Below are 12,570 nucleotides of genomic sequence, written 5' to 3' on the forward strand. Positions count from 1 at the left end.
GATGCCGCCTCGGCTTACAGTCCGCGAAGTCATTCGCTTGCTGGAGACCGATGGCTGGTATCTGGTTGCAACCAAGGGCAGCCATCGCCAATATAAGCACAAGATAAAAGCCGGCCGCGTCACCGTGGCCGGCAAGTCGTCTGAAGAGGTTGCACCAGGGACATTGAACAGCATCCTCAAGCAGTCCGGGTTAAAGGAGTGACGACATGCGTTACGCTGTGGTGATTGAAAAAGCAGGAGATAATTTTTCTGCTTATGTGCCGGACCTGCCCGGCTGTATCGCGACCGGCGCGACGGTGCCTGAGGTGGAAACCGAGATTCGCGACGCAATACGCTTTCATATCGAGGGCTTGCGTGCCGATGGGTTGGATGTGCCCGAAAGTGTCAGCCTGGCAGAATATGTAGAGGCATAGAAGGCGCCGCTGCGATCCTTCCAATCCAGATCAGCCTCTGACCTCAGCACCTATTCCGCCGGCAACACTCGCAGCGTCTGCTCATCAAACAGCGGCTCGTCCTGGCCAATCCGGACAAACAGCAGCTTTTGCGCCGCACCCGCCGGTATCTCGAAATACTGGATGCCATCGGGCATCTCGCCCCAGTCGCCGCAGGGCGGTTCGGGGACCTCGTTGGGGTCGGCAAGTGCCTTCAGCTCTTTCGCGTAGGCGGCGTCGGGGCTGAATGTATAGCGTTTGACACCGGCGGGCACGGTTCCTTCCGTGTAGGGGGCGAGCACGCAGCGTGCGCCGACGGCGTTGTCGGTCTTTTCCAGGAACAGCCGCTGCAACGCGGCTTCGGCAGTTTCGCCGGGCTTGATGTCGAATACCTCAACCAGAGGATCGGCCGCGCCGCCATCGCTGTATTTGACGGCGAGCGCCTCGCCTGCGAACTCAAAGTGGATCTGGCGGAAACCGAAATCGCAGCGCTGCACCCAGGCGGCGAGCCCGACGGTTTTGTCGGTCAGCCTTTCCCAGGCGCATTTGTCGATGGGCGGGCGCGACGGCGCCGGTTCATCCGCTCGTGCCACGGCCGATATTGCCACGGACGCAAACAGGGCGCTGCCCCAGACGATCGATATCATGGCGCTATTCATCGCTGCATCCTGTCAAAGTGAAGACATCCCACGCCGAGCCACCGGGGTTGGCGTTGGCGAAGTCGACCCAATCGGTGAAAGCCACGCCGAAATCCGGCAGCAGCAGCCCTTTCGGCGCCGGCGTCGCTTCGCGCGAGTTCAACTGCTCGGCGCCGCCTCCGGTCAAGGCATAGACTTGGCCCTCCCATATCCTGCACAGGCCGCTGCCGTCCTGCAGCCCCGCTTCGCGGTCATCGTCGGTGCAGGGATGGCGGATGGTGCCGAGCGGCAACGAATTCCTGCCGTTGGTCCAGGTGATATCGGCCGGGAGGCGGATATCGGTCTTGGGCACGGCCAGCGAAAACACCTGCGCCGTCAGTGCCGCCGGCTCATTGGCGAGCGGCCGGAATTGCATGACCGCACCGGAGCGCTGCTCCCGATAGGTGGCATGGCTCAGCAAGCATTCCCCGGCGTTCGCCACCTGCATCGAACTGAGCAGACCCGCGAAGACGAAGGCCAGTTTACGGGTGATCATCAAATGTCCGTGGGAAAGCGTTGTGAAAGCCAAATGCTGGCCGCATACCGTCCCGCACAGTCGCATCATCCACGCAAAAGCATAAGCGAAATCCGGAACGGCTGCATTGTCGGCTCCTTGGACGAAAACTTATCTCTCGCAACCCAACAGCCTGTATGGTCGAGCGCACTGATCGAGGGGTGGTGATGCGACGTTTGGTGATTACGATGGCAATGTCCGCATTCGCGACTGGTGCTGCGCTGGCGGCGTCGCCCTATGTCGGGACTTGGTCCAGCGACCGACTGAACTGCCACGCGGCCGCCGACATCCAACGCCAGACCGTCTACTCCGTAGACCGAGCGGCCCTGTCGCTGCCCGAGTTCGGCTGCGAGCACGCGTCATTTCGCAAGTCGCCGACCGGCTGGGTGGTACATGCTAGCCGGTGCTACGGATCGTACCCGTCACTGGAGGAGCCCTTCACTCGTGTCATCCATATCGAGAGGCATGGCGCCACGATGCGGTTCACCTGGCCTGGCTTCGACAGCGGACTTCTTGTGCATTGCTGAGGCGTTCGCGTCAGACCAGCCCGACCAGAAAAGCAGCGCTGCCGAGAAAGCCAACCGAACAGACCCACAGCACCCACAATCCGAGCACCCTGCATTCGAGCACCGCCGAAGCAGGGTTGGCGGGGTCATAGTGCACGTCCACCTTGGTGCCCTCGACATAGCACCGCGCCTGAGCCCCGACGAGGCCTGGCAACGAAGCCGTCACGCTGGCGCCGAAAGCGACGCGATCGGCACTGTATCGCTGGCCGGCGACGCCATAGCTGTAGACGATGCGGGATTTGAAAACAGTACGCCAGGGCCGATAGCTCCCGGTCCGCTCGCGGGTTTTGATCGCCTGCAGGCCCGACGCGTCGATGCGGCCGACGGCGACCGGCCATTTTGCCGCCTGCTCGGCCATCGATTTCTGGACGAAGCCCATGCGCAGGACAAACAGGCCCATGAACAGCAACAGAGCCGCCGCACCGACATACTGCGGCTTGGGCAAATACGGGCCGATCGCCTCCAGGACACCGCCGACGGAAAACACCAACACCAGGGCGCCGACCACCAGCCCGGCGGAAAGCTGCACCATGAATTTGAAGGCGCCCTCCGGCATGGTGCGCTCGATCACGGCCTTGGCCGGATCGACAGGGTTATAGAAGACGGTCACGGCTGCGCCGCGGGGAAATCGCGCAAGGGTTTCGGCGACTTCGAAATTCCCCAGATTTTCCTGCACGCTGTAGTGCGAACTCTGAAATGTCTTCTTATCCACCTTGTACTCGAAGGTGATCGCCGGAAAATTGCGGATCTCGGTGGAATCGCTGCTGTCAGACCCGGAGCCGGAGCTTCGGACCTCGCGCGCTTCGACGCGCGAGGAGATGATCTTTCCCGGCGCCGGCAACCAGCGGCTGACCGCTTTGACCTCTCGCCATTTCAGGAAAGTGACGATCGACAGCCCGCCGGCGACCGCGCAGGCAAAGCCGACCAACAGAAATTTGAGTTCCAACTCATCTCCCCCGGAGTTCAGGAGCCCGCACATAGACATCATGACGACGGCAATGTCTTGCTTATTCGCTGAAACGGCCGAAGCCTCCGCGGATGCTCATCATCGTCTCCCATTTGCTGGCCAAACCGGCGGAGACCTGGGAGAGCGAAGCACGCCAAGCCTGATGGCTTGTTTCAATCCGCGTCGGCCACCATCTGCCGGCCGCCGGCCCAGGCGCGCCATTGGCGCTCGTCGCCGTGGAAGACGTTGAGGTCGATGCGGCCGGTGACGCCATGCGATAGGCCGGAGCCGGAATATTGCCAGAACAGCCATTTGCGGCCGGGATAGACCTTTGAGGGGTGCTGCGCCACGGCGCGCAGCCAGAACGAATAATCGAGGAATTCGCCGCGAAGATTGTCGCGGTAGAAATCGGGCGCGGTGTAGATGATGGGCCGCTGGCCGTAATGGCGTTCAAGCTTGTCCATGAACACCTGCATCTTCTCCAGCACCTTTTCGCGCGACGGCCGCCGCTTGCAGCTGGATTCGCCATTCCATTCGACATCGATCACCGGCGGCAAGGCGCCCTCGACCCTGGGCACGTTGCGGATGAACCAGTCGGCCTGCTCGCCGGCGGTGCGGCACCAGTAGAAGAAGTGATAGGCGCCGCGCTTCAGCCCTGCGGCGTCGGCGTTGCGCCAATTCCTGGTGAACATCGGATCGAGATGGTCGCCGCCGTCGGTCGCTTTAATATAGGCGAAATTGGCGCCCTGGGCGCGCAGCTTCTCCCAGTTGACGTTGCCTTGCCAGCGCGACACGTCGACGCCATGCACGGCAAGGTGTCGCGGCGAAGAGCGGCCGAAATTGATCGGCTTGGCATCGCGAAAGCCGTAGCGCGTGACAGGCCCGGCCAGCATCGGCGGTGCCGCCCGTGACAAGAGCTTCGGCGGCGATACAAGCGCCGCCGGCTCGACGACCGGCGGCTCGACGCTGTCCGGCAGGTCGGGCGCCGGAAACGCCACCGTCTCTTCCTCCGCCAGGCCGTAAGGTCGGACATTCTCGTCCACCGGCATGGCTTCCGCCATCCTGCGTTCGGCTGCCATTCTCCGTTCGGCCTTGGTCACTGGGGCGGATGCGATCGGCGCGCTTGGTCGCACCACCGAGTTGGTGATCTCGTTCGACGGCTTCTGGATGTCCAGCGCGTCCATGCCGGATGTCGACGAGCAGCCGGCAAGGCACAGCGTTGCGATCACGAAACTGACGGCGCCTGGTAACCGCATCTGGACCTGTACTCAAACACAACAGACCGAAGGCAACGGCCGACGGACAAACCAGGTCTAGTTATGAGCGAGAAATTACCAATAAAGATTGAATCAAGTTTTTAAGCATGTTGGGCACGGTTCCGAGTGTCGGCCGTGCGCGGTGACAAGCGCAATCTAGGCCTGCCGATCCTATCGCCTGAAGACGCCGATCATCGGCCCCAGGTTCCAGTAGTCGTCATTGCGGCCGATGGCCGGCGCGAGCAGGCTCGATATCGACCCGTCGAGGAACAGCGCATTGTCGCAGCCGAGCCCGTCGCGAAACAGGCGTGCGAATGCATGGAATGTCACCGTGCCATTCGAAATGGCGAAGACGACGACGCCGTCCTTTCGCACCCCGACACCGTCGCGCGTCTTGCGCGAGGTGCTGTCGGCCCGGAATTTCTGGTGCAACTTGCCGTTGATCACCAGCATCGGCCCGGACTGCGTGGCATAATCGGTGGGCGGACGCTTCTCTAAGAAATCCCTTGTCGCGCGGACCGCGGCCTTGCCGTCGCTGATGTAGAAAATACCATTGGGCTGGAGCGAAAAATTGCCGCTTCCCGACCCGACCTTCGCCGAGGCCAGTTCCTGCCCGCGCTCGACATACAGGCCGACCGGCGCGAGGTTTGGATGGTACATTCCGGCATTGATGGCGAACAGCATCGTGCGCCCGGCCCGCCGCTGGGCATCGTCGAGATTGTGCAGCGATTGATAGGGCTTGCCGGCCGGATCCTTCCAGAACAATTCGATCCGATATTGCCTGGGATCGACCTCGCAGACCAGGTAGCTGGTGACCTCGAAGACGAAATCGCGGCACGGCGGCAACGAGGCGAACCATTGGCCGACTCCCATGCCGATCGCCGCCGCCGACGGCAGCGCGGTCTTGATCAGCGCGAGCAGTAATGGCGCGGATTGGAGGACAGTCAAAAGATCCATGCGCGCACCGGATTGCCGGTTCCAACGAGCCGCCGCCAGCATTCGCCGGCACGACGCAAGAACGGTCCCAAGCGGGAATGGATCAAACGGCCAAGGTCGAAGTGCGGCTGCCGACGCAAGACATCGGCGACATCATTGAACAGAGCTGACGAGCCGCTCGTCGCCGCCAAGGATGGAAACCCAGCGACCGCTGTTGTCGCTCGCCTGTCTCTTCAGGTAGCGATAGCCTGTCTGGTTCCAGAGGCGAACCTTGTCGCTGAGATTGTCGAGGACGAAATCGCCCTTGTCGGTGCGCACCGTAAGCACGGCGTGGCCTTCGCCGTCCGGCTTGCGCACCACCGTCATCAGCAGATTGGCGATTGCAATGCCGGCGGCCTGGAGCTCGCGCTGCTTTTCAAGCGCGTAGTCTTCGCAGTCGCCAAACCCGTTATCGGGGTAGGCCCACCACTCATCCTTGCCGTAGTTGTCCATGTCGCTCATCGGCTTGACGCGGGTGTTGACCGAGAGATTTACGGCGGAAATTTCCCGCAACAGCTGGCCGGTCATGCTCTCCGGAGCGTTGGCGGGCGAGCGGATGGAGCATTCGGCAGAATGGACCTTGCAAAAATCATAGTGCCCGATCGGCTGGGAGGTTTGCCCGCCGATAGTCATGGAAAGCGGTCCCGCATTCGCCAAACCCGCGGCCGAACAAAAAGCCGTCAGCGCCAACGCAAACCCCAAACCCCTCGCCTTGCGGCGCCAACCCACCGAGGATGCCATACGGCCCCACCCATCTATTTTTGTTAACAGAACGTTAAAGATGGATTTTGCCTGGAGTCAATGAAGGCGGCCGATCACATCTTTGGCGATCGACGCATGCCCGACCGGGGTTGCGCCGAAGCAACACCGGCTCGCACATTCCTGGAGTTGCCTTTTAGTCCCTTGTTTGACGCCGCGGAAAACCGCTGCGCGCTTTCCGGGATTGCTTCAGGCAAGCCATCCCATCGCCAGGCCCAGCAGCAAGGCGATGCCGAGCACGCCGCGATAAATGACGAAAGGCCAGGCTGAGAAGCGTTCCAGCACGCGCATCAGGCCCCATATGGCGAAGAAGGCGGATAGCGAGGCGACGACCAGGCCGACCGCGAGGATCGACCAGCCATGGGCATCGAGATGGGCCTTGTGCAGTTCCCAGAGCTCCTTGAGACCGGCGAGTGCGATGGCCGGCAGCCCCAGCAGGAATGAAAAGCGCGCCGCTTCTTCCCGCTTAAAGCCGAGCCCCAGTGCTGCCGTCAAGGTCGAACCGGACCGCGAGACGCCCGGGATCAATGCGCCGATTTGGGCGATGCCGACGAGCAGCGCATCGGCCATGGAGGCCTGGCCCATGGTGCGCGCATGGCGGGCACGGAGTTCGGCCAGCGCCAGCAGGAGTGCCATGACGATGCAGGCCCAGCCGATGACCCCGAGGCCGCGCAGCGGCGAATTGCAGGCGTTGAGAAGGCCAGACAGAGCCACGCCGGCGATGACGATCGGGATCGTCGCCAGCACGATCCAGAGCGCCAGCCGGAAATGTCGGTCGGCCAAATCGCGCCGTTTCAAGGCACTGACCGAACCGGACAGGATGTCCCTGACATCGTTCCAGAAGTAGCTGATCACCGCGGCGAGGGCCGCAAGCTGCATGGCGGCGGAGAAAGCGGAGCCGGGATCCTGCCAGCCCAGCATCGCCGGGACGACGCGCATGTGGGCGGTCGAGGAAATTGGCAGCAGTTCGGTGATGCCTTGCACCAAGCCGAGAAATGCGACCTTGGCGTAGCCCAGGCCGACAAAGCCCATGTCCATGCCTTGCATGCAGCTGTCGGCCATGTCGAATTCCATGTCAGAGAGATCGGAGTTGCGCGGGGAACGACTGGGGCGATCGGCCCCTGGGCAAGCCATACCGCCATGGGACGGAAAATCAATTTACGGATTTGTGAACTGGCACCCGGGAATGGGCGTCAGCGAGTGCGGAAGGCGCGTTCGAATATCAACACCGCGCCGCCTCGGCGCGTTGGCAGCACCAGGCAGTGGCCAGACCGGCCCGGCGGGTCGGCCTGCAAAAACTGGAGGAAATCACGATGCGATCAGGGGCACAGCCAGAGTTTCTGGCACGCCCTGGCGATCACGTGCGCCGGCGGCACAACCGGCTCCTCGACGGAAGGCCGACGCGCCCGTTCGAGCAGCATGCGCACCTGTTCCGGGCGCACACGATCGCGCTCCATCACAAGCAGGACCATCGGATCGCTCAAAAGCTCGTCCAGGGTACTGATGCTGTCGTTCATCCGTCGTCTCCTCGAATGCCGGCCCGCACCGGTTAAATAGGGAGACAATGATGGCTCGCCAATGACGCTTTGCCGGCTTTCGCGTGACTGTTTCGGTTATTTCGTGACTGTTTCGATTAATTTTTGTCACGGTCACGTAATTTCACCCTTCTGTTGGCCCGCTTCATCCGGCACAGCTCATCGGTTTCGGCGCTCAAGCGCCGATCCACCTTCTTTCATAAGGCGGGAAGGGAGGCCGGAGACCTCAGGCAGGCGGCGCGCCTTCGTGCTGCGGCAAGCCGTCATCGAGCGCCACCCAGGGCTGCTTGGAGGCGGTCCAGATGTGCATCTGCGGTTTGAAGACGGATGGATCGTCGAGTGACCCGGTGGTGACGCCTATAATGCCGGCGGCATCGCGCCGCGAAAACATCGTCGTACCGCAGCTTGGGCAAAACCCGCGTTTAATATCCGGCGAGCTGTTCGCGGTCGCCAACGGCCCTTCGACCGTCACATCGTCGATGCGAAACAGCACACGCGCATTGAAGGCGGCGCCGATCGCCTTTTGACAAAGCCGACAATGGCAGATGCGTTCGTTGACGGGCTCGACGTCGGCGCGATAACGCACCGCCCCGCACAGGCATCCGCCCTGATAGTTAGCCATTGCCGTATCCATTCCCGAGAAGATTTGATGCGAGACTATCGAGGCCGGATATCGGGTCAATTCAAAAGCATTGATACGATCCCATCGACTGCAGCGATAAAACTGCCGGCCGCCTCGAGGGAGACCGCCGGCAGCCAATGCCGGCAAGCTATTCGGTTTCGCCGACCACCTCGTCCCAGCTCTTCACCTTGGTCTCGCCGTTGAGGAACGGCAGCGCGGCGGCCGTCAGCTCTGGAGCGAAGAAGACGTCGTAGTGGGTCCGGTTGGGCAGGATCGCCAGGCGGTTCCGCGACAGGTTTTCACGCATCCAGCCGGCGTCCTTCAAACCGCCGCCGAGCATCTGGTAGAACTTGATCTCGTGCTCGGGCTTGTACATGTCGCTGTCGCCGTAGGCCAGCATGACCGGCATCTTCAGCTTGGGAACATCGGCCGAGTAGTCGTAGTTCTGGCGCATGAAGTTGCCGAGCGTGTCGAGCAGCTTCGGGAACTCCTCGGGATGCGGCGCCACGGCGACGTAGGATTTGTACATCGGCGTGTCCTTCATGAAATCGGCCGCTGCCGCGCTCACTCGCGCCTGCTGCGGGCGCATCTCGTCATAGAAACCGTCGGCGGCATAGCCGGTCGAGACCAGCACAAGCCGGCGCACCGTTTCGGGGTGCTGGACGGCCATCCGGAAGGCGACACCGCCGCCCAGAGAATAACCCATGACGTCGACCTCGCCGTAACCAAGCCGTTTAACGATATCAGCCATGTCGTCGCCCATCGCCTCCAGCGTGAACGGCCGGTCGCCAAGTGCGGTGCGACCATGGCCTTGCAGATCGATGGTGATGACAGTGCGATGTTCGGCAAGCTTCGGCAGAATGGGGGCGAACATGTCCGCTGTGCCGAGACCGCCATGCAGCAGAAGCAGCGGCTCGCCTTTGCCGTGGACGGCATAATAGTAATTCAGGCCGTTGATCGGCAGCAGGCCGGATTTTTCAGGCTTCGGCGGTGTCTTCGCTTCGGTCGTCATGGCAGATTTTACCTCTTTTGCGTTGGTGATGCCCGGACAGGCGAGAAGCGCCGCGGCCGAAGCAAGAATGGCGAAAAGCAGGGCTTTGGACATATCAATCTCCTCCAGTCTGTCCGTGTGTCGGTGCGTTCTTGAGCTGGCTGGTGCATCGGCCCCAACCCGCGCGAAAACCGATCGAGAATATTGGTCTGACCGGCTTCCGTCCCAAGGACGAACCAGCGAAATGCAAACCGACATCATCAAGGAGAAATTCTGGGGCTTTCCCGTGGATGGGGACCAACGGCGAAATCGAGGACGCATCAGTGGCGCTTGGCTTGCACCAGATAGGCATCGATCTCGGTCTCGCCGAGCCACTTGGCCGCTTCCAGCCGATGCAGGCCTTCTACCAGGATATGACGCTTGCCGTCGTGACGGACCTGGATCGGCATCTTCATGCCATTTTCCAGAATGTCCTCGGCGAGATGACGGACCGTCTCGGGATGCAGCGTCTTCTTACGCGCCGTCGGCACGTAGATGTCGTCGACCTTGACCTTCTGCACTCTGAGCATGTCGACCCCCCGGGCGGAACGCCGCCTTGTCCTGAGATAGTCGCTTTGTTGACGAGGGCCAAGGGCGTGGCGACGAATAGGGCGGAGGCAACCGGGTTTGTCTGCCGCCGCGCAGTCGATATTGCGTATCAGCCTTTGTAGATACGGTCCTCGAGCGGCGTCTCGGCAATCAGCGCCTGCAGCCCTGATAGCAACGCCTTCTCGGCGCGGTTCATCGCCTTGTCCGGATTGACCAGCAGGAAGATATCGATGGCCGGCGGCGCATCATAGGGCGGCAGCCGCCACAGCGCGCCGTCGGCCACATCGCGCCGCGCCACATGCAGCGGCAGCGGGCCGATGCCGAGTCCGGCGACGATCATGCGCCGCACCTCCTCCAGGCTCGACGAAACGCCCACGACATCGGCGTTCAGCCGTGCTTCGCTACGCAACAGTGCGACCGGCCGCAGCGCATCCGAAATATGGTCGGTCTGGAACGATACTGACGGCTCGTCGCGGAGATCGGCGAGCGTCAGTCCGGTTTGCCCATAGAGCCTGTGCCGCGGCCCGCAAAAGAAGCCGAAGAACTCGCGATAGACCATGTCGTATTGCAGCGCCGGATCGCGCTGGCTGACCAGGCAGACGCCAAACGAAGCACGGCGCTCCCTCACCTGCTTGGCCACTTCGGTGCTTGCCGCGACCGAAATGGTGATGCTGGCGCGCGGATAGTTGCGGTGGAATTCCGACAGCGCCCGATCGAACAGCGGCGAGACCACATGGCTGGCGGTCGCGATCATGACGTGGCCGGTGACATCGTCGCTGATGCCGCGCATCAAGAGCGGCAGCTGCGATATGGTGCCGAACACCTCGATGCTCTGCTCGTAGAGAAGCCGTCCAACCTCGGTGAGCTCGAAGCGCGTCGCATCGCGTTCGACCAGCCGCCGGCCGACCCGGTCTTCCAGCCGCCGCAGCGCATTGCTGACGCTTGGCTGCTTGAGGTTCAGCCTCTCGGCGGCACGCGTGATGCTCTTCACCTCCGCGATGACGACGAATGTCCGCAAAAGGTTCCAGTCCAGATCCCAGACCAGCCGTTCGGGGCGCGGCAATGCCATTCCTGATATCTATGCTCCCTATTTCCATTATCTATTTGCGCAATGCTACCGCAAAGGCAATCATTGCCGTCAGGAGTGCGCCCCAACGCCTCCCAAGAACAAGCCTTCGCGCTCCATCCAGAGGACAGGTTTCAAATGAACAAGGTATTTTCCGGCATTGCCGTCGCGGCGCTGCTGTTTGCGTCTTCCTTCGCTAACGTCTCGGCCAGGGCCGATGACCTCGAGAAGGTCAAGGCGGCGGGCGAATTGAAGATTTCCATGAGCGGGCAGTATCCCCCCTTCAACTTCGTCAACGACCAGAACGAGGTCGTCGGCTTCGACGCCGATATCGGCAAGGCCATCGCCGAGCGTATCGGCGTCAAGGGCACCATCATCACGACCGCCTGGGACGGCATCATCGCCGGCCTGCTCGCCAACAAATACGACACCGTGGTCGGCTCGATGACGATCACGCCGGAGCGTGAGAAGGTGGTCGATTTCGTCGGCCCCTACTATCACGCCGGCCGTGCGGTTTTCGTCAACCAGGATTCCAAGGTGCAGAGCCTCGACGAACTTAAGGGCAAGACCATTGGCGTGACGCTCGGCGAAACACATGAGAAATGGGCGCGCCAACAGGGCGGCTGGGACATCCGCACCTATAAGGGGCTGCCGGAATTGCTGCTTGAGCTGAAGGCGGGCCGCGTCGACGCCATCGTCGTCGACAACATTCCGGTCATGGTCGCCGTCAAGGAGACCGGCGAGAAGGTACGCAAGCTCGACACGCCGGGTATCGAAGGCGGCAGCGTCGCCATCGGCATCGCCATCCGCAAGGACAATCCCGAGCTCAAGGCCGCCATGCAGAAGGCGCTGGACGGCATGATGGCCGATGGTACCTACGAGAAGATATCGATGCACTGGGTCGGCAGCGACATCCGCTAACTTCGCCAGGCTTCGGCGGTCCAGGCCGCCTGAAGCCGAAAGCCACTGCGCCGGGCCATTCCCATGGATTTCTCCTTGATGCAGCGCGTCTTCCCGTTCTTCGTGGAAGCCGCCTTGGTGACGCTGGAACTGACAGCGCTGGCCCTGGTTCTGGGGCTGGCCGTGGCAGCACTGGCCGCGACCGCAAGAATGTCGAGATCGGCGGTCCTGCGGGCCATCGGCACGCTCTATGTGAGCCTGTTCCGTGGCACACCGTGCCTGATCCAGCTCTTCGTGCTCTATTTCGGCGGTCCGCAGATCGGCATCAATCTGGATCCGTTCGCGGCCGGCGTGATCGGCCTCGGCCTCAACATCGGCGCCTATATGGCGGAGTCAATCCGAGGCGCGGTGGTGGCGGTCGACCGGGGCCAGACGGAGGCGGCCCGCACAATCGGATTCGGCCGGTTCCAGACCTTGCGCAAGGTCGTGCTGCCGCAAGCCGCCCGGCTGATGATCCGCCCGCTCGGCGTCAACACGGTCGCGCTGTTGAAAGGCTCGGCCCTGGTGTCCACCATCTCGGTCGTGGAATTGACCTACACCGCCCAGCGCTTCATCGGCTCCACCTACAAGCCGTTCGAGATCTTCGGCGTCGCGGCCCTGCTCTACATGGTCATGGTCTATGCCGTCGCCCGTATCGTCGACATGCTCGACAAGCGCTTCGCAATCATCTGAGGGGCGGAAAAC

Annotated in this window: 16 protein-coding genes; 4 read left to right on the forward strand and 12 right to left on the reverse strand. The window is 62.1% G+C overall.

The annotated features are described in order from the left end of the window. Nucleotide 1 precedes the first annotated feature (1 nt). Both FJ951_RS23560 and FJ951_RS23565 read left to right on the forward strand, forming a co-directional pair. Nucleotides 2-202 carry a type II toxin-antitoxin system HicA family toxin gene (locus tag FJ951_RS23560; RefSeq protein ID WP_140517667.1) on the forward strand — a complete coding sequence of 67 codons (201 nt, stop codon included), beginning with the start codon at nt 2-4 and terminating at the stop codon, nt 200-202. 4 nt (nt 203-206) lie between these two features. Further along, nucleotides 207-413, forward strand: coding sequence for a type II toxin-antitoxin system HicB family antitoxin (locus FJ951_RS23565; protein WP_140517668.1), 207 nt, complete (start codon nt 207-209; stop codon nt 411-413). Nucleotides 414-463: 50 nt separating this feature from the next. On the opposite strand, the gene FJ951_RS23570 is transcribed toward FJ951_RS23565, so the two are convergent. The 12 genes from FJ951_RS23570 to FJ951_RS23630 all read right to left on the reverse strand — a co-directional run bounded on the left by FJ951_RS23570 (nt 464) and on the right by FJ951_RS23630 (nt 10,929). Continuing rightward, nucleotides 464-1,090: a hypothetical protein gene (locus tag FJ951_RS23570; protein WP_140517669.1), complete on the reverse strand. Its 627-nt coding sequence runs from the start codon at nt 1,088-1,090 to the stop codon at nt 464-466. Further along, a complete protein-coding gene (locus FJ951_RS23575; protein ID WP_140517670.1) occupies nt 1,083-1,604 on the reverse strand; it encodes a hypothetical protein in 522 nt (173 codons plus the stop codon). Before FJ951_RS23575 ends, FJ951_RS23570 begins: the two co-directional genes overlap by 8 nt. A gap of 555 nt (nt 1,605-2,159) precedes the next feature. Continuing rightward, nucleotides 2,160-3,134: a DUF3592 domain-containing protein gene (locus FJ951_RS23585; protein ID WP_226880337.1), complete on the reverse strand. Its 975-nt coding sequence runs from the start codon at nt 3,132-3,134 to the stop codon at nt 2,160-2,162. A gap of 173 nt (nt 3,135-3,307) precedes the next feature. Continuing rightward, nucleotides 3,308-4,390 (reverse strand): GH25 family lysozyme, encoded by a 1,083-nt coding sequence (locus FJ951_RS23590; protein ID WP_140517671.1) that lies wholly within the window; start codon nt 4,388-4,390, stop codon nt 3,308-3,310. 171 nt (nt 4,391-4,561) lie between these two features. Further along, a complete protein-coding gene (locus tag FJ951_RS23595; protein ID WP_140517672.1) occupies nt 4,562-5,347 on the reverse strand; it encodes a phosphodiester glycosidase family protein in 786 nt (261 codons plus the stop codon). 132 nt (nt 5,348-5,479) lie between these two features. Beyond that, nucleotides 5,480-6,106, reverse strand: a complete 627-nt coding sequence (locus tag FJ951_RS23600; RefSeq protein WP_140517673.1) for a transglutaminase-like cysteine peptidase — start codon at nt 6,104-6,106, stop codon at nt 5,480-5,482. 207 nt (nt 6,107-6,313) lie between these two features. Continuing rightward, nucleotides 6,314-7,186 carry an undecaprenyl-diphosphate phosphatase gene (locus FJ951_RS23605; RefSeq protein ID WP_140517674.1) on the reverse strand — a complete coding sequence of 291 codons (873 nt, stop codon included), beginning with the start codon at nt 7,184-7,186 and terminating at the stop codon, nt 6,314-6,316. Nucleotides 7,187-7,443: 257 nt separating this feature from the next. Beyond that, entirely contained in the window at nt 7,444-7,641 is a 198-nt protein-coding gene (locus FJ951_RS23610; RefSeq protein WP_140493757.1) for a hypothetical protein, read from the reverse strand. 244 nt (nt 7,642-7,885) lie between these two features. Then, nucleotides 7,886-8,281 (reverse strand): GFA family protein, encoded by a 396-nt coding sequence (locus FJ951_RS23615; RefSeq protein WP_140517705.1) that lies wholly within the window; start codon nt 8,279-8,281, stop codon nt 7,886-7,888. 148 nt (nt 8,282-8,429) lie between these two features. Continuing rightward, nucleotides 8,430-9,386 (reverse strand): alpha/beta hydrolase, encoded by a 957-nt coding sequence (locus FJ951_RS23620; RefSeq protein ID WP_140517675.1) that lies wholly within the window; start codon nt 9,384-9,386, stop codon nt 8,430-8,432. Nucleotides 9,387-9,592: 206 nt separating this feature from the next. Continuing rightward, complete coding sequence (locus FJ951_RS23625) at nt 9,593-9,841, reverse strand: ParB N-terminal domain-containing protein (protein WP_006206067.1); 249 nt, start codon at nt 9,839-9,841, stop codon at nt 9,593-9,595. Nucleotides 9,842-9,969: 128 nt separating this feature from the next. Further along, entirely contained in the window at nt 9,970-10,929 is a 960-nt protein-coding gene (locus tag FJ951_RS23630; RefSeq protein WP_140493763.1) for a LysR family transcriptional regulator, read from the reverse strand. A gap of 135 nt (nt 10,930-11,064) precedes the next feature. Between FJ951_RS23630 and FJ951_RS23635 the strand changes: the two genes are divergently transcribed. Both FJ951_RS23635 and FJ951_RS23640 read left to right on the forward strand, forming a co-directional pair. Further along, on the forward strand, nt 11,065-11,847 hold the full coding sequence (locus FJ951_RS23635) for an ABC transporter substrate-binding protein (protein ID WP_140517676.1): 783 nt from the start codon (nt 11,065-11,067) through the stop codon (nt 11,845-11,847). A 63-nt stretch (nt 11,848-11,910) separates the two neighbouring features. Next, the gene (locus FJ951_RS23640; protein ID WP_140517677.1) at nt 11,911-12,558 is read left to right on the forward strand and encodes an amino acid ABC transporter permease; all 648 of its coding nucleotides are present in this window, start codon (nt 11,911-11,913) and stop codon (nt 12,556-12,558) included. Nucleotides 12,559-12,570: the final 12 nt, after the last annotated feature.

The organism is Mesorhizobium sp. B2-2-3, from assembly GCF_006442405.1.
GTDB lineage: Bacteria > Pseudomonadota > Alphaproteobacteria > Rhizobiales > Rhizobiaceae > Mesorhizobium.